The organism is Oikeobacillus pervagus, assembly GCF_030813365.1.
In the GTDB taxonomy this organism is placed as follows: domain Bacteria; phylum Bacillota; class Bacilli; order Bacillales; family DSM-23947; genus Oikeobacillus; species Oikeobacillus pervagus.
In genome coordinates, this window is sequence record NZ_JAUSUC010000042.1 from 1 (window position 1) to 24336 (window position 24336).

Below are 24336 nucleotides of genomic sequence, written 5' to 3' on the forward strand. Positions count from 1 at the left end.
ATGTGCAAATATCCCGAGGACTAGCGCAAAAGCCTCCGGAACTAGCGCAAATCCTCGTGGGAAATGTTCAAATCGACAAGGGAAATGATCAAATCGAGCAATGCCTGAGAAAAAAACGGGTGAGGCATGGACAGGGAAGTGGCGCAAACCCGAGGAAAGTGCGATTCGTGGAAGTGGCGCAAAAAACTGCGGGAAATAGTCATATATCTTGGGAAATGTGCAAATATCCCGAGGACTAGCGCAAAAGCCTCCGGAACCAGCGCAAATCCTCGCGGGAAATGATCAAATCCCCATGGGAAATATGCAAAACCTATTTTCGAAAGCCTCACTCCTAAGAGGAAAGGAGCAAATCCGCAGTATTTGGTCCATAAAATCTCACCTTTTACTAAAAAATGAATCAATTATTCTATTATTTTATAAAAAATGGAGGATATAACTATGCGTGAAGTGGTTATTGTAGGGTATGCAAGAACACCGATAGGAGATTACTTCGGTAGCTTAAAAGATGTAACGGCTGTTGAATTAGGTGTGACAGCTTTAAAAGCAGCAATCGAAAGAGCTGGTGTACAGCCTGAAGATATCGAGGAAGTGGTCGGCGGTCATATTTATCAAGCAGGTTGCAAAGGAAATACTGCGCGCCAAGTGGCCTTAGGGGCGAATTGTCCAGTAGAAACCGTTGCGTCAACAATTAACCAACAATGTGCTTCTTCATTGCGCGCTACCGAAATTTTGTCACAAGAAATGATGCTAGGGAAAGTGGGAGTAGGAGCAGCGATTGGGTATGAGAGTATGACAAATGTTCCGTATTTACTACCAAAAGCAAGAAGCGGATACCGAATGGGAAATGGGGAATTAGTCGATTCCTTACTAAATGACGCATTAATTGATGCATTCCAAGGTTATCATATGGGAATTACAGCGGAAAATTTAGCGGAGCAATACGGAATTTCTCGAGAAGAACAAGATCAATATGCTTTACTTAGTCATGAGAGAGCCTCCACCGCAATGAAAGAGGAGAAATTCAAGCAAGAAATCGTTCCAGTCGAAATCAAAACGCGAAAAGGTATGGTTACGATTGACCAAGATGAACATCCAAACCCAGAATTGAGTTTAGCAACTTTAGAAGCTTTACGTCCTGCATTTAAAAGAGACGGCACGGTGACAGCGGGGAATGCGTCAAGTCTAAACGATGGGGCTTGCGCGCTGATTTTAATGACAGCGGATAAGGCGGAAGAATACGGACTTAAACCATTAGCACGCATTGTCGCATCGGCATCTGCTGCCGTCGCCCCTGAGGTGATGGGAATTGGTGTGGTACCGGTCGTGGAAAAAGCGTTAAATTACGCGAACCTAAACAAAGAGGATATCGGGTACTGGGAACTAAATGAAGCCTTCGCTGCTCAATTTTTGGCCGTAAATCGCGAATTAAAATTAGATCTTGACAGAGTCAATGCGAATGGTTCAGGTATCTCCCTAGGCCACCCAGTCGGTTCAACCGGCATCCGCCTACTCATTTCGCTCATAAACGAAATGCAAAGACGCGGTGTACAATATGGCTGTGCCTCCCTTTGTAGTGGAGGAGGACCGGCAGCTGCAATGATTATTGAAAGATTGTAAATTAGGGACAGGTTCCTTCCTACTCGACCATCCAAAAGTGGAGGGGGCTTTCGAATATTTTCACCATACAAAATAAAAATCGCCTAATGATTTTCGCAAAGATCATTAGGCGATTTTATGTCCATTCTCAATTTCATTTGCCCAGAAAAAAAGATCAGACCGTCATCACATTGACGCTTTAGTGAACTGCTTGACTGCCCTCGGGACATTGATGCTTTAATGTGGTCCAGTAACCGCCCCTGTTCACATTAATACCTTAATGGAGTACAGGACGCATCTTGTTCAGATTAACGCTTTAACGTAATTAAGGACCACACCTTATCCACATTAACGCTTAAACGGAATGACAAGCCCCCCTCGTTCAGAATTAACGCTTTAATGTAATTAAGGACCACGCCTCGTTCAGATTAACGCTTAAACGGAATGACAAGCCCCCCCTCATTCAGATTAATGCTTTAACGTAATGTAGGGATACCCCTATTCACAATGCCACATTAAAGAAATACAGCAACACCTCCTTTAAACTGCATGACTGCCCCCATTCACATTCATAACGAATCGAGGGGCTGACTCCCATTCTTGACGGGTAGGGAGAATTCCTGTTATTCTAAGCCCGTCGCTTAGTCCTGTCATGAAGGCGGGTTAGTAACTAGATGATCCGCCCCCTGATAGTAGGAGGGGTTTTTTGAAAACGATTGTAAGAAGGATTAGAACTTTAACTAATAAGCAAATGAGTCTGTATATTCTCATAGGTCTTTGTTCGGTTGTTACGCTTTACTGGGTTCATCATAATTATTCCTTTTATGAACGTCCGATTGCTAAAGTCGTTCAAACCGATCTAGTTGATACAACTGATGTTGAGGATATGTTTCAGCATCAAGATCGCCTATTTACACAGCAGATAGTGGCGGAATTAAAGAATGGAGAGGAGAAAGGGCGGCTCATCCATTTAACGAATGAGTATTCTTCCTCTGGGGCTTATGATCAACCATATCGTGTTGGGAATGAATTATTTGTTTCGATTGAAAAGAACAATGTTGAACAAGGGGAATTAACGGGCAATATCGAGGATGTAAAACGTGATAAATATGTGGTGTTTGTATCCTGGATTTTTATCTTTACTTTACTGATTGTTGGAAAAAAGCAAGGGGTCTTTTCCATCATCAGCTTAATTGTCAATGCCGTCTTGTTATCCTATGCATTAGATGTCTATATCCACACTTCCAACATCAGTTTGGTATGGATATGCGGTGTAACTGCTATTCTATTTACAGTGATTTCTTTGTTACTCGTGAATGGGTTGAATGAAAAGACATATGCTGCGATTGTTGCGACCCTTTTGTCTACTTTTATTTCCCTATTGATTACCTATTTGGTTATGAAATTCACTGCAGAGAAAGGTCTTCGCTATGAAGAGATGCAGTTTTTAACTCGTCCTTATAAAATGGTCTTTATGGCGGGGTTATTAGTGGGGTCTTTGGGGGCCATTATGGATGTAGCCATTACGATGTCCTCTTCGATCTTTGAGTTATATGAAAAAAATAAACAAATCGCTACTAATGCATTAAAGGCATCGGGAATGGAAATTGGAAAGGATATTATGGGGACGATGACCAATATATTGTTTTTCGCTTACATTAGTGGTTCGATTCCCGTCCTTATTTTATATTTAAAAAACCATTCCCCAGTAAGTTTTACCCTTTCCATGAATCTTTCATTGGAATTAGCTCGGGCTTTAGCGGGGGGAATCGGGATTGTACTAACGATTCCAATTGGTCTTTATATTACGCTGTTTTTCATTAACCGAAAGAGGGCAAAGTCATGAATGTATTAGTATGTCTAGCAGGGATTTTATTTTTATTAATGATCGTAATAGGGGGAAAAAAAGGAGTACGCTCTTTTATTGCGCTATTTTTAAACTTTGGGGTGCTGTTTTTCACCGTTGTATTCATGACAAATCCAAATGCGAATCCGATTATCATTACCTTAGTCGCTAGTGTAGTAATTAGTTATATCAACTTATTTTATATAAATGAAGTGAATGTGAAGACGAAAATGGCCTTCCTTTCGACAATGATGACCATCGTTGTTTTGTTTTTATTTATTATCAATGTGTCCAAAAAGGCAATGATTCAAGGTTTTGGTGAAGAGGAAATCGAGGAACTGAGCGTCTTTTCTCTTTATCTTGGGGTTGATTTTGTAAAAATTGGAGCGGCTGTCATCATCATGAGTACAATTGGGGCTCTTACCGACGCGGCTATTGCGATTTCATCTCCTATGAGCGAAGTATTAAAACATAATCCAATGATCAGTAGAAAAGAATTATTTCAATCTGGAATCAACATCGGAAGGGATATTCTGGGGACAAGTGCAAATACATTATTTTTTGCCTTCTTTGGTGGGTATATGGCTTTGCTTCTATGGTTCAAAGATTTATCATATCCTGCTGGCGAAATTGCCAATTCAAAAATTTTCAGTGCCGAAATCATCACCATCTTGATTGCTGGAACGGGAGTGGCTTTAATCATTCCGATTACCTCATGGATTACCGCTTATTTCTTAGTGTCAAAAGGGCGAAAAAGAAAAAAAGGGGATAATCCTCCAGTCCATTAATGTTTGAATGGAACGGGGGACTGTCCCCTTCACTATTTCGCGATGAAATAGTGAACTAAATAATCAGCCCAGAGCTTATGTCCCTTTTCATTTGGGAGATTGTCCTCTGTCACATAATCTTTGATGTCTTCACTTTGACCATCAGGCCATTTGCCCCAGTGATCGAGGTAAGGAAATTTTTCCTCTTTTGCAAATTGCATCAAATCTCTCACATTCCCTGGATAATAGGTTGCGTTATAGATGGGATTCGCTGGTTGTAAGATGAGAACGACATGTTTATTTCCCTTCTTTAATGCTTCCATAAAAATTCGAATATTTTCGTGATGATCTTCCATTCGAATCAATCCTGTATCTTTTAATGTAAAGGGTTCAAATAAAACGAGATCAGGTTTTTCTTCCACGATTTTTTCATATGCGTGATCTTGAATAAACTGAAGAGAAGTCAAATCAAATGAGTGAATCGATACGTCGATAGTGCCTTCAAATGCTTCCTCCAGTTCTTTTTTTACTTTTACAGACCACCCATTCTCATCTTTTCCTACAACATTTGATCCGACAATGGCGATCTTGTACGTTTTCCCTGAAGCTAAAGCAGAAGAAAAAGTTTTTTGCGCCTCTTTCGGCCAATTTTTTGTCAAAGAAGTGAGATTTGTAGAGTTTGATAAAGTTTGAACAGAATCTTTCCCACTTGAAGAAACGGTTGTTTTTTCTTTCCAATATATATTGCCAACGATTAAAAGGATAATAGTAGATAGCACGAAAATTGTAGTCATGACCGTGCGCATGGCAACCCCCCAATTCATAGTAAAAATACAAAAATAATGGAAATTAAACAAAAGCCTATAAAAAAGCGAAAATTTTGTTTATACTTGTTAATATTAAAGCGAACGGGAAATGACAAGTTTATTAAAAGTATGACAACTTTAGCACTATTTTACAACCTATTATGCTATAATTTTATCAATAAAAGCAAACTACTAGGAGGAAGTCATGGAAGAGACGATTAGTCTTCGTGAGTTAATGCAAACACTTCGAAAACGTCTGCGACTCATATTCATTATTACATTTTTAGCAGCATTGGTCAGTGGGGTAGTTAGTTATTTTTTCCTAACACCTATTTACCAGACATCTACACAGATTTTGGTTAACCAGTCCAAAAATGAACAGCAATTATACAGTACGAATGAAGTGCAAACGAATTTACAGTTGATTAATACGTACAGTGTGATTATGAAGAGTCCAGCCATCTTAAATAAAGTCATTAAGGAACTAAACCTTGAGATGACAACAGATCAGCTAAACGAAAAAATCACCGTACAAAGTGAGAAAGATTCACAAGTAGTCAATATGTCTGTTCAAGATGAAGACCCAAAACAAGCGGCATTGATTGCGAATAAAACAGCGGAAGTATTCCAAAAAGAAATCGTGAAAATTATGAACATTGATAATGTGACGATTCTAGCAAAGGCGGTCGTGAAGGATGATCTGGCACCGATCAAGCCACAACCGACTTTGAATATCGCTATTGCAGTTGTCGTTGGGTTAATGGCTGGAGTGGGACTAGCCTTCTTACTCGAGTATTTAGATAATACAGTCAAAACAGAACAAGATGTGGAGAATCTATTAGAACTTCCAGTATTAGGAATGGTGACGGCAATTGATGACCAAGAAGTAAGGGAATTTACATCACGATCCCATAAACGTACACGGTTAAGAGGTGGTGAATCCATTGGCTCTTAAGAAGCAAAAAAAGAAGAATCAATTAAGGCGAAAACTGGTGACTAAAACAAATCCGAAATCGCCCATATCGGAACAATATCGGACGATTCGAACGAATATACAGTTTGCCTCTGTAGATGAAGAAATACATACACTGATGGTGACATCCTCGTTACCAGGGGAAGGAAAGTCTACGACTGCCGCTAATCTAGCTGTCGTATTTGCCCAACAAGGGAAACGTGTTTTATTAGTGGATGCAGATTTGCGAAAACCAACGATGCATTACACTTTTCGACTCATGAACACAACAGGACTCACCAATGTGTTGACTAGACAAATTTCATTAACAAAAGCCATCCAGCCCACAGAAGAAGAAAAATTAGACATTTTGGTATCGGGTCCGATTCCACCAAACCCAGCGGAATTATTAAGTTCAAGAGCAATGAAAGAGTTTCTTTCTGACGCACAGAATGATTATGACCTAGTGATTTTTGATACACCACCTGTTTTAGCGGTTACAGATGCACAAGTGTTAGGCAATCTTTGCAATGGAATCGTATTAGTTGTAAAAAGTGGCTCAACAGAAGTCGAATTGGCAACAAAGGCGAAGGAAGCATTAGAAGCGACGCAGGGGAAAGTTTTAGGTGTCGTATTAAATTATAAAAAAACAAAAGAATCTAACCAATATTATTACTATGGTAATGAGTAGAAAGTTTTATAGACTTTAAATACAAACTCCAAATATTATGGTATATTAGAAATAATACTGGGTCGAAGAAAGGGGAGGAAAAGGGATGATTGACATTCATTGTCATATATTACCGGGGATTGACGATGGTGCGGCTACCTATACAGAAAGTCTTGCCATGGCACGAACAGCGGTTAATGAAGGCATTGATACGATCATCGCCACTCCCCATCATCAAAATGGATCCTATGAAAATAAAAAACTAGAGATCATCACCTATGTGGATGAGTTAAATGCCCAATTAAAGCAGGAAGGGATAGGCTTAAAGATTCTTCCAGGACAAGAAAACCGTATTTACGGAGAAATTATCCAAGATTATAATCAGAATGAAATCATCACACTAGGTGGAAATTCCTCTTATCTTTTGATTGAATTTCCCTCAGGATTTATTCCTCAATATGCTGAACAGCTATTATTTGATCTACAAATGAAGGGGCTGTTTCCAATCATTGTTCATCCCGAACGCAACAAAGAATTCATGGAACACCCTGATCGATTGTACAAATTTGTAAAAAATGGAGTCGCTACGCAGATTACTGCTTCAAGCTATACCGGTCATTTCGGCAAAAGAGTCCGGAAATTTACATATCAATTAATTGAAGCTAATTTAACACATTTTATTGCTTCAGATGCCCATAACACAAAAAATCGAACATTTAATATGGCTCAATCGATGGATCTACTAGAGAAGGAATTTGGCTTAGATATGGTCTATTATTTTACGGAAAACGCTGAGCTTGTGATAGATGAGAAACATATTTTTAAAGAACGACCACAACGAATCAAAAGGCGGAAGTTTCTTGGGTTATTTTAACCTAATGTTTAAGGATGGTCAGGTGCAATTCAATCTGACCATTCTCTTTGTAATGATATAAGACCATTGTCATAGTGCATATTATCCGAAATAGGTGATGTCTCTTGACCTTTATCAATAGGGGCACTCGGCTATGCTGTGGGTATTTCATGTACCTTAGACGCCCTGTCGTCGATAGTATGGTGTGAGGGTGGGTTAGATGCCCGGAAGAGGTAAGAGATTGGAGGGGGAAGTTGAGGGATAATCTGCTTGGAAGTAGGTTTGCTTTTCTCTAACTAGCCTCCTCCATTTCCTAAATAGTTAACGAAAGGCTATGATGAGTAGGTATTTGTGGATTTTCGTTAAGTATTTATGTTACTAAACATGTATTTTTTATATTGATTTAGAGTAGGAGGTCTTGTAAATGAAGAAAGTAAGAAAAGCGATTATTCCGTCAGCTGGTTTAGGGACAAGGTTTCTCCCTGCAACGAAAGCGATGCCGAAAGAAATGTTACCGATTGTTGATAAGCCTACGATTCAATACATAATAGAAGAGGCCGTAGAATCAGGAATAGAAGATATCATTATTGTGACGGGCAAAGGGAAAAGAGCGATTGAAGATCATTTTGATAATGCTTTTGAACTTGAAGATAATTTAATTCAAAAAGGTAAATTTGAATTGCTAGAAAAAGTGAAAGAACCTTCCCAAGTCGATATCCACTATATCCGACAAAAAGAGCCAAAAGGACTTGGACATGCGGTCTGGTGTGCAAGGAAGTTTATCGGGGATGAGCCATTTGCTGTTCTATTAGGGGATGATATCGTCCAAGCTGATACCCCATGTCTAAGACAATTAATGGATCAATTTGAACAAACACATTCTTCGATTATTGGAGTACAAACGGTTCCAGAAGATGAAACCCATCGATACGGAATCATTGATCCTGTTAGTAATCAAGGAAGAAGATATCAAGTGAATCATTTTGTAGAAAAACCAACACAAGGAACCGCCCCTTCCAACTTGGCGATTATGGGCCGATATATTTTGACTCCAGAAATATTTATGTTTTTAGATCGCCAACAAGTAGGAGCAGGTGGAGAAATTCAATTAACCGATGCGATTCAACAATTGAATCAAATCCAACGAGTGTTTGCGTACGATTTTGAAGGAAAACGCTTCGATGTTGGAGAGAAACTTGGGTTTATTAAAACAACGTTAGAGTTTGCTATTCAGAAAGAAGAGTTAAGAGAGCCATTGATAGAGTTCATCAAGGAATTAGTGAAGAAGGAAAAGGTCGAATTATAGATACTAGCCTTTAAAAAGCTTCTACTTGGCAGTTATTAATTAGTAAAGAAGGGATTCGTTTGACTTACCAAAAAAGGCTATCGCTATTAATGGCATTGGATTCAATCATCGTGTTGTTTTCCATTTATATTGGCTATTTTATCTTGCATCCCTATATGGATGTCTATTCGATTCCGATGCTCATGATGAGCTCCATTTCACTGTTATTAAGCCATCATCTATTTGCTTTGATTTATAGTCTTTATAAAAGAGCATGGGAGTATGCCAGTATTAATGAAATGTTGGCGATTATTAAAGCTATCACTTTTTCTATTTTGACAACGGCCGTTGTTCAATTGGTTGTTGCTCAACATATTTATGTAAGAGTTCTTTTCATTACATGGATGTTTCATATTATCTTTATTGGAGGATCACGATTTTCATGGAGAATGCTTCGTGATCGCTACATTAATAAAAGCCATGACCGCAAACGGACATTGATCGTGGGAGCGGGAGCCGCTGGGACGATGGTGGCAAGGCAACTTTTAAAAAGTAAGGATTCGGAATTTAGACCCATTGCCTTTGCCGATGATGATATAAAAAAACAAAAACTACAAATCTATGGAATTACCGTTAAAGGGAAAATAAAGGAGATTCCATTGATAGTACAAAAGTATGAGATTGATAATATCATTATAGCGATTCCATCGTTAAAAGGAAAGGAAATAAAACGCATTTATGAACAATGTGCCAAAACAGAGGCCAAAACGAAGATTTTACCGATGATTGAAGATGTGATGACAGGAAAAATATCAGTCAGTCAATTCCGTGATGTTCAAGTAGAAGATTTACTTGGAAGAGAACCAGTTGAATTAGATATTCGGAATATTTCTCAAAAACTTACAGGAAGCACCGTGCTAGTCACAGGGGCAGGGGGCTCGATTGGATCTATTTCTTTAAAATATTATAAGGTAAAGTATCCATTGCTAAGAGTTTATACTATGGTTGTTATTGTTTCAATTTACGCTACCTTATCAATATTTATTAATAGTTTTTGGGGTAATATTCTTTTAGGTTCAATTTCCTTGACTGTATTATTTATTTTATTTTATAAAGATTCTCTATATATTATTAAAAATAGGAAGGTATTATTAGACTGACAAATTATCACAAAAAGTCATGTTAAATAGATTTGGTGTTAGTATACCTCGAAGTGCCAGTATCGGTGTTATAAAAAAGAAAGATTAATTCAGTTGGTTTACCAATTTTAGCGCGTTCTTGGATTTTTTGATTTGTGTTATCCTGAACCGGCGAACAAGAAAATATTTTTGTAATAATAGCTTTGGAAATACGCCCCTAAATATGATTGGACGGATAGATAGATACTCGAACATTTTGAAATTAAAATAAAGACCAAAGAAATTTATATAAAGAGAACAGTGGAAATATATTGCTAAGTCGCAAGTTCGGTGGAGAATGAATATCTAAAATATTATTATTCATGAAATTTAGCCTTTCGAATTAAATTAACTTATTACCTTCATTAATATTATCAAAATGTAGCACTTCTTTTGTGAAATCATCTCTAATCCAATGAATAGATTCGCTTTTCTTAAAGATAGCTATACATTCTTTAAGATCCAACAATAAGTCCTGAGCAATAATTATCTCCAACCTTTTATACGAATTGTCTAAGATGTTTATCAAGTTATTAATTCTTTCAATTTGCTCGCTGGCCATTTCATACCGGGCGATTTCTAAAGCTATTTTTAATCCATGTTTTGCTGAAAATAAATTATTAAGTTCAATTCTTATAGTCATATGGCACCTCCCGTACAATGTTATTCAAATACCTATAAATTTATACCCAGGAAAATCGGAAAAATTGGAAAAATCGGGGTCAGACCCCCACTGATTGTGAATTATGTCTTGCTCTTGTTTGGTGGTGTAATCTAAAGTTGTATAGTCTTTCTTCATGTGCATATAAATTTCTAATCAGGTTAGCAATTTTTAAAACATCAACAATTGATTCTTTAGAAATCTGATATGTTGCACCGTAATCTCTCTTAAATTGTAAGGAAAAATCCTTTGCAATCTTGTCTTTTAATTTACAAATGCGGGGTCCAACTCCACCGTCTTTAGACGGTATACGCTTTTAGCCTTCCCCTTTGATGTCCATACTTGAGTAAGAGGTGAGAGTATGGACGGATATAAAAAAAGTAGTCATGCTGTGTACGACATCAAGTATCATGTCATATGGGTGACCATAAAATTGGGGTCAGACCCCCACTGATTTAAAGCGTTAAAGTGATGGTATTGAAAGTAATAAGCTTTGTGGAGAGTGAAATCTCTGCAGGGCTTTACTTTTTTTAAGGGGAAGCATGGGGACGGTTCTTGCGCTTTCGATGGTAGGTGGCAAGTAACGGAAGCAAGAGAACCGTCCCTCCGCTTCCTTGGGGTTGAATGGGGAGCATACCTAGAAGACAAGTGTTCCTACAAATTGAAAGTGAAAAGAAAGCGAAAGAAAAGAAAATAACGGGAAACAAGCAACCCACCGAGTTAGCGTCTAAGCTTTAGATGACTACTTGGTGGGTTTTTGTTTGTTATTTAGCATTCGCATAATAAAACTGCCATCAGAAATTAATTTAAACTAAAATTAAAATAACCACACCAAAAGAGGTGTTATTGAATAAAATGATTAAAAATTGTCTATTTTATTTAATAGTTATCAAATATTTTTAGTTTAGAATGTAAGTAGGTAAAAATTTTAACGATTTTGTTTATAATTTAAATTCCGTGTGATATAATTTTTGGAAAGACATAAAAGTTATAAGGTCCTAGGAGGAAACGATATGTCGAGTATTATTAGAGTTACAAATGTTGAAGTGAAAAATTTAAAAAATGTTAAAAGGGGAAATTTCAGTACAAATTCAACCTTTGATAACCTAACTGCTGCCGATGTAATAGGTTTCTACGGGCAAAATGGATCTGGAAAGACTGCAATTGTCGAAGCATTTAATCTATTAAAGCTTTTATTAGACACAAGGAAACTGCCGGATCTATCTAAGCATTTATTATACTTTAATGAAGAGTTCATTGACTTGTCCTTTGATTTAATAATTAAAAATTATCTTGGAGAGTTTTTCGTAAAATATGAAGTTTCAATAGGTAAAGGAAAAGATAAGCTACAAGTAATAAAAGAAAAAGTCTCCTATAGAGAGAATATAAGCAAGAAACGATTTAAAGATATTTTCTACAAAAATAATCAGGAAATTTCCATTAGAAACCAAAAGATAAAATCAATGAATGAGGATATTAGAGTAACAGTAATGGTAGCAAATAGAATGGCAAACGATAATGCCACCTCGTTTATTTTTAGAGAAGAATTAAGAGAGGTATATGATTATTTTTTAAATGAAATAGAAACAGAAATAATGAACAATCTTTTGGTGGATTTCAATAGAGATTTTCACGTAATTGATCAAATCCAATCTGGACTATTAATAGCAAATATAGTCATGCCATTTAACGTACATGTTGAAAATATACGTGGGAGTATACCATACGAGTTAAGTGATACAATGGTTTTACCACCTTCACTATTTGATACAATTCAAAAAGTTATTGAACAAACGAATGTTGTTCTTAAAACTATCATACCTGGTCTTCAAATTAAAATTAGAAAAATTCATCAAGAAAAAATGGATAACGGAATAGATGGTATCCGTTTCGAGTTTTTATCTACAAAAGGAAGTATTGAACTACCTTTAAGAAGTGAATCATCTGGGGTTATAAAAATAATTTCAATTCTTAGTACATTAATAGCAGTGTACAATAATCCGAATGCATGTGTAGTAATTGATGAACTAGATGCAGGTATTTTCGAATATTTATTAGGCGAATTATTAGAAGTAATAAGTGAGAATGGGCAAGGACAATTGTTTTTTACATCACACAATTTACGAATATTGGAAGTTCTCCCTATTCGTAATTTATGGTTCACGACTCTTAATGAAGAGGATCGCTATCTCCAATTAAAAGGTGTTAAAAAGTTAAATAATGCCCGCGATATCTATTTACGTGCAGTGCAGCTTGGCGGACAAGATGAACCTATTTATGGCGAAACAGATTTGTACGACATAAAAAAGTCGTTTAGAAAAGCAGGTAAGATAAATGGCGAAGAATAGAAAAAAAGTAGTGCTTTTAATTGTTGAAGGAGAAAGCGACGAAACTTTACTCATAGATCGTCTAAGAGAGCTTTTTAAAGACCATGAAATTCGCTTTGAACCCCAACGTGGTGATATCTTATATGACATAAATAAACAAGGGAAACCTATCAAGGATACTATTGGGGAAATAGTAAAAGAAGTTTTAATAAAGAGGAAGTTTAAACAGTCAGACATATTAGCTGTTATTCATATAGTTGATACAGATGGTTGTTTAATTCCTGAAGATAATGTCCTTGTAGATAACCAGCAAGAAGCTCTAACTTATTACCAAAATAATTGTATTAGTGTTTCAACGGAAGCACAAAAGAATAACATACTGAACCGAAATGATATTAGAAGTAGAAATATTCGCACTATGAATTCAGTGAGTAGTATTGTTTCTAACAAATACAATTATCAAATGTTCTATTTTTCAAGGAATTTAGAGCATGTAATTTTTGATGACCCCAATCCGTCTTCAGAAACAAAAGTTGATAATATAGAAGCATTTCTAGACGATTTAGCTATACCACTAGAAAGGTATCTATTGCAATTTATGCCTGATGCGGATGCTGAAAGTTATAATGAGCAATATATAGCTAGTTGGACTTTTATATCGCAAGGGATAAATTCATTACAACGTTCAACAAATGTCCCATTGATGTTTAATTTTATAGAGTTAAAGACATCAGAATTATGAGTTTTAAAATAATATAAATATAGTATGAAAGAACCGGATCTATAATAGCTCATTACGGTACCGAAAATTGGGGTCAGACCCCCACTGATTTGAAGCGTTAGAGTAATGGTATTGAAAGCAATAAGCTTTGTGGAGAGTGAAATCTCTGCAGGGCTTTACTTTTTTTAAAGGGGAAGCATGGGGACGGTTTTTGTGCTTTCGATAATAGGTGGCCAGTAACGGAAGCAAGAGAACCGTCCCTCCGCTTTCTCTTTTAAAAATAGCTTTTCCAATTAGCATCAAATCCCATAATTGCTAATATATCTGCAAAAGGAACAGTTGTAAATTTATTTTGATAACTGTTAAACAATTTATCCAATGAGCCTTTTAGTTCTTTGTGTTCTTTTTTAGGAAGCACTAATTTTAATAAGGCAAACATCGTAAATAATCTACCATCTAATAGTTTAGCCGGAATAGATAACAGTTGTGAATTATGTCTTGCTCTTGTTTGGTGGTGTAATCTAAAGTTGTACAGTCTTTCTTCATGTGCACATAAATTTCTAATCAGGTTAGCAATTTTTAAAACATCAACAATTGATTCTTTAGAAATCTGATATGTTGCACCGTAATCTCTCTTAAATTGTAAGGAAAAATCCTTTGCAATCTTGTCTTTTAAGGAGTCATCTATTGCTTGATAAAAATTAGAAATATTCCCTAGAGTCAGATCGTTAACTAATACCCATAATGGAACATTGCCGTGAACAGTCAAATAATGCTTAATGGAATTATTATTTCTTTCCGAAGACTTTTGTTTTATTTTATTTGATATAATAGCAATCAGATTTAATACCTGATTCAAGTTTGAATTTGAGTAATTTTTGAAAAGAAGGTAAGCATGAGGTTCCTTAAACTTTTCACTAAACCGGTAAGAAATCTTGGACTTCATACTATTTTCGAAGATTAATAGGTATTTTAAATATAAATTTCTTAGCTCTCGATCAAATGTGAAAAGACTATATATTTCCTCAATGGTAGTATTCTGTATATATGTTTCAGGAGATACTACTTGTCCATTTTGATTCTTAACTAAAAATAAATCCTTATAACCATTAATAACATTGTAGTAGTTCTCTCTCTCAAATATACGCATAGCAGTGGAACCATTGTTGATGGTTAAACCTCTGCCCCGCAAAATGGAGATTTGCTGACGGTGTGTTTGGAATGGCTTCATTTACTTTTCACCCCATAAAAATAGCCCAGTCCTCGGAAGGAACATGGGCCTGATCACTAAGATCATTATATTATATGCACTAATGGCAGTCAATAAACAGACAAAATCGGGGTCAGACCCCCACTGATTTAAAGCGTTAAAGTAATGGTATTGAAAGCAATAAGCTTTGTGGAGAGTCTCTGCAGGGCTTTACTTTTTTTAAGGGGAAGCATGGGGACGGTTCTTGCGCTTTCGATGGCAGGTGACAAGTGAACCGTCCCTCTGCTTCAGTTTGTTCACAGTTTTGAAGAAAGGTTGGGGATTTGAACTAATTTATGAAATTTTTGAGTGGGATGTTTAACGATTCGACAACATTCTCTTTGAGTTCACAATATTCTCACGTTTCCCCAGTAGTCTAATAGCGAGGTTCATTTATTTGTTAAGGGGGTAGTAAACGTGAATTTTCCAACGGTCGAGTTTCCTTGGTTTGGAAATGGGACAATTATTGCTCTTATAGCCATTGTTCATGTCGTCATTAGTCATGGGGTAGCTATCGGAGCCACAACATTAATGGTGACTGCGGAGTATAATGCCTTTCGCCAGAAGGATCAAAAGCTCGATGCCTTTGCCAAGAAGATGGCGAAATGGATATTAATTATTACCACGACAGCGGGCGCGATGACTGGAGTGGGCATTTGGTTTTCCACGACGGTTATTCAACCGGATTCGATTGGTTCACTTCTGCGGATTTTCTTTTGGGCGTGGGTTGCGGAATGGGTTGTTTTTATTTCGGAAGTTGTTTTATTAATTATTTATTACTATACGTGGGATATGTACAAAGAGTCTGCCAAGAAAATCAAACATATTCGAATTGGCATCGCTTTATGTATTTCCTCCTGGATTACCGCAGCCATTATAACCGGTGTTCTTGCGGCTAAGCTGACCCCAGGGAAATGGATTGAGACGTACTCCTTTTGGCATGCCTTTTTCAATCCAACGTATTTGCCTTCACTAGGATTCCGAACCTTTTTAGCATTATTACTGGCTATTGGGATTGTGTCTTTCTTTGTGAAATGGCGCGTAAAAGATCAGGCTTTGAAAAATGAAATTTTCCGCATTTTCTCTATTTGGGCGGCGATTTCTATTCCGGGGATTTTGATTACGGCGATCTGGTATTTGCAGTCGATTCCTCAAGAAGCTTATGATCTCGTTGTTTATTCGACGGGTATGAGTGAAAAAATGTTTGATGTCGTGAATTTAACTGGCTTAACCGTCATCTTGTTATTTATTTTTTGGGCGGCGATTAAGCCGAAAACATTGCCGTTTATTTTGTCCTTTGCGGTTTTATGCGCTTCTATGGGCTTTATAGCGGAGTTTGAATTTGTTAGAGAGTCGGTTCGAAAACCTTTTGTCATTTATGACTATATGTATGCCAATGGCGTGCTGGAGAAGGATGCTGAGAAGTATAACAAAGAAGGGGTCTTAGCACATTCTACTTTTGCTAAAAATAAAGAAGTAACCGTTAATAATATGTATGAAGCAGGAAGGGAAGTTTATCAAGGACAATGTATGACCTGTCATACCGTTAGCGGCTGGCGTTCGAAGCGTGCTTTCGAAAATCGTTTAGATGGTTGGTCAGAGGAAACGATTAAAAATTTTATTCCGACGATGCATCATGCAAGACCGGTCATGCCGCCATTCGTAGGGACGGAGGAAGAGTTGGCCGCATTAAGCCATTATTTGCATGAAGTGGTGAATAAAGAAAAAGGAACAGAACAGGTGAAGGGAGAGGAAAAAAATGATCGTAGCACAAGCACTGCCAATTCCCAATGATATTCAGCTCCCGATCCCAGGGGATATGGGCTTATTAACGGTCCTGATCATCGTCACCTTTTTACTGCATATTATTTTTGTGAATATGACGGTTTCACTCGCTACAGGTGCCGTAATTTTTGAAGCAATCGGGATGTGGAAAAAAAGGAAAATATACGACCGTATTGCTCAAATTTGCTCATACCATGCCTCGATTCACAAAAGTATCGCGGTGGTCATAGGGGTCGGTCCGCTTTTGCTCGTGAGTATCCTGTATACTCAATATTTCTATTCTTCTACGATTCTCATTGGAAAAGCTTGGCTTAGCATTATTCTTTTATTAATTATCGCGTTCTTGCTATTATATGCCTATAAATTTTTGTGGGAAAAATTAGCTAACAAGAAAGGGCTGCATATTACGATAGGTTTAATGGCAAGCTTAATCTTGTTATTTGTTCCGCTAATCTTTATCGTTAACGTTGTCTCCATGCTATATCCAGAGAAATGGATGGAAGCGAATGGATTTTTTCACGGGTTATTTTATTATCCTCAAATATGGCAAAGGTATCTTCACTTTATGCTAGCAAGCTTTGCGGCGGGAGGACTTTATCTTTATTTGTTCTACACCTTTAAATTTCGTTTCCGTAAAAAGAAGGTTGCAGATTATCAAGAATCTGAAGCCGATCAGTTAACGAGAAAAATGGGGATTAAAGCAACGTTTTGGATTACGATCGCACAGTTTGCTTCCGGAGCTTTTGTCTTATTTGCTCTTAAACGAGATGTTCTTCTTCTTTATATGGGAGATGATCTTTTGGCCACTGGGTTGCTCTTGGCATCGATTGTTTTCACCTTCCTTCTATTAGGTTTTTTATATGTAGCTGACCGGAAGGATTCCTATCGAGCTTTTATGGGAGCATTGGCCTCATTCATCCTTGTATTAGGCTTAATGGGATGGATGCGTCATGAAGTGAGGGAAGCATACATTCAGCCTCATATTGATGACCATCCCCGAACGATGGAGCATGAAGCATAACAATCAAGAAGCATGGGGACGGTTCTTGCGCTTTCGATGGTAGGTGGCAAGTAACGGAAGCAAGAAAACCGTCCCTCCGCTTCCCTTTGTTGTAAAATTCAACATATAATTTTAAGTAAGTTAATGGTATAATAAGATCAACAAAAGGAGTGAGTTGATTGTATGCCAAATATTAAGCCTGTCTCTGATTTGAGAAATTATAATGACGTTTTAAAGGATATCTCCGTTGGCAATCCGGTGTTTTTAACAAAGAATGGTCGAGGTAAATTTGCCATTCTTGATATTGAGGACTATGAAAAAAGTCAAGCTACAATCAAATTGCTTTCTAAACTTATGGAAGCAGAGAAGGCCATTAAAACCGGAGAAGAATGGCTAACTGAAGAACAAGTTAAAAAAAATCTGGGAGTCTAATATCTTATGCATAAATTAAGAATTAATCCCATTGCTTTGGAAGACATGCATGATATCAAAGAATACATCACTAAAGAGTTTGATGATCCAACTGCTGCGGTCGATGTGATTACAAATATTATGAGATGTTATGGAAACCTAAAGGATTTCCCGTTGCTCGGAATTGAATTATCCTCTAAGATTGATATCCCAACAGATTATAGATATTTGATTTGTGGTAACTACATTGTTTTTTATAAAAATAGCAATGATTATGTATCTATTTATCGAATTTTATATTCAAGACGAGATTATGTAAAAATCCTTTTTGGGGGGTAAAAAGGTGGAATGAATAAAGAACAGTAATAATACGCCGTTAGCGCGAAGAATGGGATGACACTCTAAAATTGTGTGTCTTTTTTTATGCCTAAAAAGAGGGATGTGGAGTCGTGGCAGACAATTTCGGGCATCGCGCGAAGCATGGGGACGGTTCTTGCGTTTTTGATGGTAGGTGGCAAGTAACGAAAGCAAGAAAACCGTCCCTCCGCTTCCCGGAAGAACTGTCCCCTTTTATTGATTAAGTCTTTTTTAAGCTGGCCTCAAATAGATCAATGATTTCTAAAAACCTTTCTGCTTCTCTAAATGTATGATCTGCTAAAAGAGGGTGAATGTTACTTTTTATACGACAGGCCTCGATTAATTCTCTTGCTGTTTTTTTAAAATCCCTTAATGAAGTGACTGAAACTTTATTTTCGTCTAAAAATTGACTTAGTAATGGTTTAGTTTCCGATTGTGGTCGCATCGAATGTAAGTCCATCGCCTGAAACACTAATTGGTCAAAATCATGGCTAAATTCCCGCGCTTGTGCTACTAACTTCCTTTCCGAAGGATCTAAAAGATGACCGATAAACTTAGCATGATCTGCCATAATTCTTAAGAAGAATACATTCTCTTCAATGACCGTATCGGGTGTTGGAGCTAATTTTCCTTCATTCAGTTCTTTTAAACGATTAGCAAAATAGGCTGCTTCTCTACTAATATGATCCACTAATAAAGGGTAATTATTTGTTAAAATTTTGCACCGTAGGGTTAAACCTAATACCTTCCGTTTGTAATTCCATATTGCAACTGCTGCTTAGTAAACTTCGGAATTAAATGCTTGAACTTGGCGTAAATCGGAGTTTACCGTAAATTTAGATAACTTGTCTTCTATTCTTTCAAATAATGATATAAACTGGTTAGCCTCATCGACCAATTGTTTTTGTTCATAAGTAAATCCCAAACTTAAAAAAAGGGCATGTTCTTTCATAATTCTTGACCAAAAGTTAATTTCATTTAATGACCTAACAACAATTGGATCCGCCATGTTATCCCCCCTCATCCCTTTATTTTTATCTATATTTTGCATTTCTTGTCCTTATTCTCATTCATTCTACATTTGAAATTTTGGGTCATAGTGAGTTGTAACGGGGGAAAGCAAGGGGAATTCTTTTGTTTTTCCTTCTTATAGTATTTCGTTCTTCTCTATCGGCAGTAAAACCTCCACCTCAAAATAATTTGGAAACAAAGAGATCAGTGGAGGATAAAGTTTCCCTTTATACTAAAAAGCTCCTTTCTTGAATATCTTTTTAGGGGAGGGGAAAATGTTGAGGAGAGGGCGCAGGAAGTCAATCATTATCTTTGTTCCCCTGATTATTTTGGGACTAATGTTGCTATTGAAAATGGTTTTGGTCTTATTGCCGGATGAAAGGGCGTTGAAACTGGTGGATAAGTTTTATCATTATGAGCAGCAAGGAAGGTTCTCTGAATCGTGGGAGTTGTTTCATCCTTTTATGAAAGAGAAGTTTCCAAAAGGTTATTATCTACAGGATCGGGCCCATGTGTTTATGAATCATTTTGGGGTGGAGACTTTTACTTATACATTGGGCAAGCCAAAGAAACTAAAGAAGTGGAGACCAACGGATGAGGGGAGGAAGTTGAAGAATGTATATAAAGTACCTGTTATTCAATCGTATAAAGGAACATATGGGAATTTTTCTTTGCATCAAGAAGTATTTGTCGTGCGGGAAAAAGAAAAATGGTTTGTTCTGTGGGATTATCAATCTTAGTTCCCCCACCTTCATTCCAAAGAGGATTTTCGTTTTCGTATTGGGGACTTTTTGGATTTTTACGTCATCCGCAATGCGGTGGAACATGAATCTTTTTTTATAAAAAAAACAGCTTGTCTACAATACATAGGCAAGCTGTTTTCGCATTATGCTGATATTTGATCAGGTAGTTCTTCTTCAAGTGGAAGATTCTCCTGACGAGATTTTCCCGCTTTTCGGTAGAAAGCTACAATGATCAGGATGGTGATCGCGGTACCACCGATGTAAGAGATATTCATTGGTAAGTTAAATCCAATTTGTGCGTTTAAAATGTATGTCATGGTGGCCATCGTAATGAAAATGGCTGGAATCATTGCAATGAAGTAGTTTTTCTTTGCGATGAATAAGTACATGGCACCGACCCATAGGGCAATCATCGCTGTGGATTGGTTCGCCCAAGAGAAGTAACGCCATAGCATGTTAAAGTCGATTTGTGTTAAGAAAAATGAAATAGCAAAAATCGGTAAGGCAATCATTAAACGGTTTTTCAATTTTACTTGGTTAAAATTCAAATAATCTGCAATAATCATGCGTGTACTTCGGAAGGCGGTGTCACCTGATGTAATAGGTAAAATAATGACACCGATGACTGCCAATGTCCCACCGATCGCGCCTAATGATAATTTTGAAATTTCACTGACTGCAGCAGCGGGTCCCCCTTGAGCAAGTAATGTTTGTAAGTCTGTCCCGTGAAACAAGCTCATCGCGGCGGCTGCCCAAATCATGGCGATGACACCTTCAGCAATCATCATGCCGTAGAAAATTTTTCTTCCTGCGCGTTCATTGTTTGCTGTACGTGAAATAATGGGAGTTTGTGTTGCGTGAAAGCCTGATAATGCTCCACATGAAATCGTTAAAAATAATAATGGAAAAATCGGTGCCCCATCTGGATGCATGTTCGTAAACGTCAACTCTGGAATGGGAGCTCCTGTCACAACGAGTGAGCCTCCAACGCCAATGGCACTGATTAAAAGAAGTGCTCCGAAGACAGGATAAAAGCGACCGATAATTTGATCGATTGGAAGAAGTGTCGCCAAAATATAGTAAATAAATATGGCGGCAGTAATAATACCAAGTGTTGCCCAACCACCCATTAAGTCGTAAAGTAAATCAGCTGGTGCTGAGACGAATACCGTCCCTGTTAATAATAATAGTAAAATAGCAAAAACATTCACGATGTGTTTCATCGCTTTCCCTAAAAATTTCCCCGCAAGTTCTGGCAAGTGTGCTCCGCGATTACGAATAGAAATCATCCCTGTTAAATAATCGTGAACCGCACCGGCAAAAATACAGCCAAATACAATCCATAAAAACGCTACCGGACCGTATAATGCCCCTAAAATTGGGCCAAATATCGGTCCCACTCCCGCAATATTTAACAATTGAATTAATGAATTACGTGGAGTTTCCATCGGCAAATAGTCAACCCCATCATTATGAGTATAGGCCGGTGTCGGACGCGTTTCTTTTACCCCGAATACTTTTTCAACATACTTTCCATATGTAAAATATCCGACTATTAATAAGGCAATCGATACGAGAAAAGTAATCATATTGTTCATCCCCTTTGCTGATCTCGTTTTTACTATTATACAACAGATTTGAAATTTTGAAATAATTTATTTTATGTTATATAACAGAAGTAGGAGGGAAAGTGCGGTCTCGTTCACTCGCTCGGGGACAGAAGGCGGATCGGGAAGCGGTGCAAAAATGACGAGAAGAGGTGCAAAAATGTTCGGGAAATGATCATAAGAATCGGGAAATAGTCAAATACTAGTAGAACAAGCGCAAATCGGCCCGGGAAATGTGCAAAAGCATATGGGAAATGATCAAAAGTCCCCCGCCCCGCTTGCTCGCCCGGGGGATCAGGGGACGGATCAAGAAGGGGCGCAAATATGACGAGAAGAGGCGCAAAAATATGCGGGAAATAAACATAAGATTGGGGAAATGATCAAATCCCTATAAAAGGAGCGCAAATCGTCCTGGGAAATGATCAAAAGCATATGGGAAATGATCAAAAGCCCGCGTGCTGTTCGCTCGTCCGGGGGATCAGAGGACGGATCAAGAAGGGGCGCAAATATGACGAGAAGGGGTGCAAAAATATGCGGGAAATGAACATAAGATTGGGGAAACGGTCAAATCCCTATAAAAGGAGCGCAAATCGGCCTGGGAAATGATCAAAAGCATATGGGAAATGAACAAAATCCCGCGCGCTGTTCGCTCGTCCGGGGGATCAGAGGACGGATCGAGAAGGGGCGCAAATATGACGAGAAGAGGCGCAAAAATATGCGGGAAATGAACATAAAATTCGGGAAATGATCAAATCCCTATAAAACGAGCGCAAATCGGCCTGGGAAATGATCAAAAGCATATGGGAAATGAACAAAATCCCGCGCGCTGTTTGCTCGTCCGGGGGATCAGAGGACGGATCGAGAAGGGGCGCAAATATGACGAGAAGAGGCGCAAAAATATGCGGGAAATAATCATAAGATTGGGGAAATGATCAAATCCCTATAAAAGGAGCGCAAATCGGCCTGGGAAATGTTCAAAAGCATATGGGAAATGAACAAAAGCCTGCGTGCGCCCTGTTTGCTCACTCGTCAAGTAAATAATAAAACTCCTTCCCTATTAAAAGAAAGGAGTTTTACGCAATGGCAATTTTGTTTCCTATCTCTTTCACCTTAGCGACTTGGTAACAATAACTTCGAGAATCGAACCGATTGCTGCTACTGCCAGTATGATAATAATAATTTCTCCTAATAACCACTTTTCTAAATACAGAGCAATTAGGAAAATACTTACCCAAATACCTGTGCACCAGTAGCAAGATAATAATTCACCGATCCATTTTCGAATCCCTCTCTCTTTTGGAACTAAATAAATCATTTCTTTTCCATTTTCGTCTTTTTCCTCGATTTCGTTAAAGAAGGGGCGGCGCATAGGTTCTGTGATTTTGTCAAACACAATTAATCTTGTTAATCGAAAAGATGCTAATCCTAAAATAAGGAGAACAGTTAATCCAATTTCGTTCAAAAAAATTCCTTCCCCTCTTGATGACATTGTGGATTTCAGATTGATTGTTTTGAATCATGATAAAATTTTTTGTTTTACCATATAATCAATATATTCCTCGCCTAATTCCTTTATGATTTCCTCGTCTTTTTTTATTAAATAATGAAATGGGGATGTCTTAGAGTTTCCCTTTCCATTTCCAAATCCTGATGTATCGCTGTTTTGGTGATGTCATATAATCGTTTGAAACGAAAAAAAAGTTAATGGAAGGAAGTTCGTTGAAAAATTGTTTAGCTTCTTCGACTGAATTTACACGGCAAAAATGGTGGAGGTTCATTAGAGTTATATGTAAGGGAAGGTCGCTAAATGGGTGAATTCCTTAAATCGGTATTTTTCTAAAGCATAAATAAAGGATGTTTCACAATGGGGATGGCCCACTGAAACATCCTCTTTCCGACACTTTACACCCGATGTTCATCCGCACGCCAATAGGTGATTGCCTTTTTTATTTCGTCGGGATTCATCTTATTCTGGGCGGCTTTTTTCGCTAATGCTGGAAATTCCTCATCCGATGCAAAACGGAGGGCGATCAGTTGTGGCAATGTTAAACGCGGATCGATTGGTTCGTTTGTTAATACGTAGTGACGAAACTGTTCCTCTACCCGAATGAGGCGATTTTGTACAGTGAGCGCATTCATTCGCGCCAACATACCGGCTATAATGCTCAACACTACCAAAGCCAGTATAAGGAATACATTTAAAGAAAATTTCCCGTTTTTAATCGCTATCCCTGCATATATGATCGATGAAATAAGAGTGACTAAACTAAGTGGTAACCATATGAAATGCTGTAGTGGATGGTAACGAGTATGGTTTTCATAAGATTGTTGTTTCAATTTTCTCCTCCTCTTTATTAAAATATACCCATATATGTATTATACAAAGAAATGATCAAAAGAACATCCTAGTTTAAATATTGTATGTGTCAAGTTTTTCTCGGTGTTGCTTTTACACCAATATTTTAAGCACTCTATTTTGTACACTTTTTACATCTACCGCGCTAACGCTTG

Annotated in this window: 22 protein-coding genes and 1 pseudogene; 16 read left to right on the forward strand and 7 right to left on the reverse strand. The window is 37.6% G+C overall.

Annotation, left to right across the window (positions count from 1 at the left end; genetic code table 11):
- The 4 genes from J2S13_RS13365 to J2S13_RS13380 all read left to right on the forward strand — a co-directional run.
- The coding region (locus tag J2S13_RS13365) for a hypothetical protein (RefSeq protein WP_307258275.1) at positions 1–239 on the forward strand (239 nt) is incomplete at its 5' end.
- Positions 240–438: 199 nt separating this feature from the next.
- Positions 439–1617 (forward strand): thiolase family protein, encoded by a 1179-nt coding sequence (locus J2S13_RS13370; RefSeq protein ID WP_307258276.1) that lies wholly within the window; start codon positions 439–441, stop codon positions 1615–1617.
- A gap of 685 nt (positions 1618–2302) precedes the next feature.
- The gene (locus tag J2S13_RS13375; RefSeq protein ID WP_370874039.1) at positions 2303–3442 is read left to right on the forward strand and encodes a YibE/F family protein; all 1140 of its coding nucleotides are present in this window, start codon (positions 2303–2305) and stop codon (positions 3440–3442) included.
- The gene (locus J2S13_RS13380; RefSeq protein ID WP_307258277.1) at positions 3439–4230 is read left to right on the forward strand and encodes a YibE/F family protein; all 792 of its coding nucleotides are present in this window, start codon (positions 3439–3441) and stop codon (positions 4228–4230) included. The genes J2S13_RS13375 and J2S13_RS13380 overlap by 4 nt, the downstream gene beginning before the upstream one ends.
- 32 nt (positions 4231–4262) lie before the next feature.
- Here J2S13_RS13380 and J2S13_RS13385 read toward each other — a convergent pair whose 3' ends face one another.
- Positions 4263–5015 carry an SGNH/GDSL hydrolase family protein gene (locus tag J2S13_RS13385; protein WP_307258278.1) on the reverse strand — a complete coding sequence of 251 codons (753 nt, stop codon included), beginning with the start codon at positions 5013–5015 and terminating at the stop codon, positions 4263–4265.
- Between the two features lie 205 nt (positions 5016–5220).
- Here J2S13_RS13385 and J2S13_RS13390 point away from each other — a divergent pair, with 205 nt between their 5' ends.
- The 5 genes from J2S13_RS13390 to J2S13_RS13410 all read left to right on the forward strand — a co-directional run bounded on the left by J2S13_RS13390 (position 5221) and on the right by J2S13_RS13410 (position 9935).
- Positions 5221–5970, forward strand: coding sequence for a YveK family protein (locus J2S13_RS13390; RefSeq protein WP_307258279.1), 750 nt, complete (start codon positions 5221–5223; stop codon positions 5968–5970).
- Positions 5960–6658: a CpsD/CapB family tyrosine-protein kinase gene (locus J2S13_RS13395; RefSeq protein ID WP_307258280.1), complete on the forward strand. Its 699-nt coding sequence runs from the start codon at positions 5960–5962 to the stop codon at positions 6656–6658. Before J2S13_RS13390 ends, J2S13_RS13395 begins: the two co-directional genes overlap by 11 nt.
- Positions 6659–6743: 85 nt before the next feature.
- A complete protein-coding gene (locus tag J2S13_RS13400) occupies positions 6744–7511 on the forward strand; it encodes a tyrosine-protein phosphatase (RefSeq protein ID WP_307258281.1) in 768 nt (255 codons plus the stop codon).
- 403 nt (positions 7512–7914) lie between these two features.
- On the forward strand, positions 7915–8796 hold the full coding sequence (gene galU, locus J2S13_RS13405; RefSeq protein WP_307258282.1) for a UTP--glucose-1-phosphate uridylyltransferase GalU: 882 nt from the start codon (positions 7915–7917) through the stop codon (positions 8794–8796).
- A gap of 59 nt (positions 8797–8855) precedes the next feature.
- The gene (locus J2S13_RS13410) at positions 8856–9935 is read left to right on the forward strand and encodes a nucleoside-diphosphate sugar epimerase/dehydratase (RefSeq protein WP_307258283.1); all 1080 of its coding nucleotides are present in this window, start codon (positions 8856–8858) and stop codon (positions 9933–9935) included.
- A 361-nt stretch (positions 9936–10296) separates the two neighbouring features.
- On the opposite strand, the gene J2S13_RS13415 is transcribed toward J2S13_RS13410, so the two are convergent.
- Positions 10297–10596 carry a hypothetical protein gene (locus tag J2S13_RS13415; RefSeq protein WP_307258284.1) on the reverse strand — a complete coding sequence of 100 codons (300 nt, stop codon included), beginning with the start codon at positions 10594–10596 and terminating at the stop codon, positions 10297–10299.
- Positions 10597–11627: 1031 nt separating this feature from the next.
- On the opposite strand from J2S13_RS13415, the gene J2S13_RS13420 reads away from it, so the two are divergent.
- Complete coding sequence (locus tag J2S13_RS13420; RefSeq protein WP_307258286.1) at positions 11628–12962, forward strand: AAA family ATPase; 1335 nt, start codon at positions 11628–11630, stop codon at positions 12960–12962.
- A complete protein-coding gene (locus tag J2S13_RS13425) occupies positions 12949–13683 on the forward strand; it encodes a hypothetical protein (RefSeq protein WP_307258287.1) in 735 nt (244 codons plus the stop codon). The genes J2S13_RS13420 and J2S13_RS13425 overlap by 14 nt, the downstream gene beginning before the upstream one ends.
- 253 nt (positions 13684–13936) lie before the next feature.
- Here the strand turns inward: J2S13_RS13425 and J2S13_RS13430 are convergent, their stop codons facing one another.
- Complete coding sequence (locus J2S13_RS13430; RefSeq protein WP_307258288.1) at positions 13937–14893, reverse strand: Abi family protein; 957 nt, start codon at positions 14891–14893, stop codon at positions 13937–13939.
- Between the two features lie 435 nt (positions 14894–15328).
- Here J2S13_RS13430 and J2S13_RS13435 point away from each other — a divergent pair, with 435 nt between their 5' ends.
- The 4 genes from J2S13_RS13435 (at position 15329) to J2S13_RS13450 (ending at position 18446) form a co-directional block, all read left to right on the forward strand.
- Positions 15329–16705 (forward strand): c-type cytochrome, encoded by a 1377-nt coding sequence (locus tag J2S13_RS13435; RefSeq protein ID WP_307258289.1) that lies wholly within the window; start codon positions 15329–15331, stop codon positions 16703–16705.
- Positions 16671–17717, forward strand: coding sequence for a cytochrome c class I (locus J2S13_RS13440; RefSeq protein ID WP_307258290.1), 1047 nt, complete (start codon positions 16671–16673; stop codon positions 17715–17717). Before J2S13_RS13435 ends, J2S13_RS13440 begins: the two co-directional genes overlap by 35 nt.
- 162 nt (positions 17718–17879) lie before the next feature.
- Positions 17880–18128, forward strand: a complete 249-nt coding sequence (locus J2S13_RS13445) for a type II toxin-antitoxin system prevent-host-death family antitoxin (RefSeq protein WP_307258292.1) — start codon at positions 17880–17882, stop codon at positions 18126–18128.
- Between the two features lie 6 nt (positions 18129–18134).
- On the forward strand, positions 18135–18446 hold the full coding sequence (locus J2S13_RS13450; protein ID WP_307258293.1) for a type II toxin-antitoxin system RelE/ParE family toxin: 312 nt from the start codon (positions 18135–18137) through the stop codon (positions 18444–18446).
- 238 nt (positions 18447–18684) lie between these two features.
- On the opposite strand, the pseudogene J2S13_RS13455 reads toward J2S13_RS13450, so the two are convergent.
- Positions 18685–19473 (reverse strand): annotated as a pseudogene (locus J2S13_RS13455) (DUF2935 domain-containing protein).
- Between the two features lie 397 nt (positions 19474–19870).
- Between J2S13_RS13455 and J2S13_RS13460 the strand changes: the two are divergent.
- On the forward strand, positions 19871–20215 hold the full coding sequence (locus J2S13_RS13460; RefSeq protein WP_307258294.1) for a hypothetical protein: 345 nt from the start codon (positions 19871–19873) through the stop codon (positions 20213–20215).
- Positions 20216–20361: 146 nt separating this feature from the next.
- Here J2S13_RS13460 and J2S13_RS13465 read toward each other — a convergent pair whose 3' ends face one another.
- From J2S13_RS13465 to J2S13_RS13475, 3 genes are all read right to left on the reverse strand, one after another.
- On the reverse strand, positions 20362–21807 hold the full coding sequence (locus tag J2S13_RS13465; RefSeq protein ID WP_307258295.1) for a carbon starvation CstA family protein: 1446 nt from the start codon (positions 21805–21807) through the stop codon (positions 20362–20364).
- 1123 nt (positions 21808–22930) lie between these two features.
- The gene (locus tag J2S13_RS13470) at positions 22931–23287 is read right to left on the reverse strand and encodes a DUF1360 domain-containing protein (RefSeq protein ID WP_307258296.1); all 357 of its coding nucleotides are present in this window, start codon (positions 23285–23287) and stop codon (positions 22931–22933) included.
- A 440-nt stretch (positions 23288–23727) separates the two neighbouring features.
- A complete protein-coding gene (locus J2S13_RS13475) occupies positions 23728–24162 on the reverse strand; it encodes a DUF6526 family protein (RefSeq protein WP_307258297.1) in 435 nt (144 codons plus the stop codon).
- Between the last annotated feature and the right edge of the window lie 174 nt (positions 24163–24336).

Coding starts and splice junctions, on each gene's coding strand:
- J2S13_RS13400 (WP_307258281.1), top strand. CDS start 6,744: ATGATTGACATTCATTGTCATATATTACCGGGGATTGACGATGGTGCG.
- galU (WP_307258282.1), top strand. CDS start 7,915: ATGAAGAAAGTAAGAAAAGCGATTATTCCGTCAGCTGGTTTAGGGACA.
- J2S13_RS13450 (WP_307258293.1), top strand. CDS start 18,135: ATGCATAAATTAAGAATTAATCCCATTGCTTTGGAAGACATGCATGAT.
- J2S13_RS13380 (WP_307258277.1), top strand. CDS start 3,439: ATGAATGTATTAGTATGTCTAGCAGGGATTTTATTTTTATTAATGATC.
- J2S13_RS13425 (WP_307258287.1), top strand. CDS start 12,949: ATGGCGAAGAATAGAAAAAAAGTAGTGCTTTTAATTGTTGAAGGAGAA.
- J2S13_RS13385 (WP_307258278.1), bottom strand. CDS start 5,015: ATGCGCACGGTCATGACTACAATTTTCGTGCTATCTACTATTATCCTT.
- J2S13_RS13420 (WP_307258286.1), top strand. CDS start 11,628: ATGTCGAGTATTATTAGAGTTACAAATGTTGAAGTGAAAAATTTAAAA.
- J2S13_RS13430 (WP_307258288.1), bottom strand. CDS start 14,893: ATGAAGCCATTCCAAACACACCGTCAGCAAATCTCCATTTTGCGGGGC.
- J2S13_RS13415 (WP_307258284.1), bottom strand. CDS start 10,596: ATGACTATAAGAATTGAACTTAATAATTTATTTTCAGCAAAACATGGA.
- J2S13_RS13445 (WP_307258292.1), top strand. CDS start 17,880: ATGCCAAATATTAAGCCTGTCTCTGATTTGAGAAATTATAATGACGTT.
- J2S13_RS13370 (WP_307258276.1), top strand. CDS start 439: ATGCGTGAAGTGGTTATTGTAGGGTATGCAAGAACACCGATAGGAGAT.
- J2S13_RS13390 (WP_307258279.1), top strand. CDS start 5,221: ATGGAAGAGACGATTAGTCTTCGTGAGTTAATGCAAACACTTCGAAAA.
- J2S13_RS13440 (WP_307258290.1), top strand. CDS start 16,671: ATGATCGTAGCACAAGCACTGCCAATTCCCAATGATATTCAGCTCCCG.
- J2S13_RS13465 (WP_307258295.1), bottom strand. CDS start 21,807: ATGATTACTTTTCTCGTATCGATTGCCTTATTAATAGTCGGATATTTT.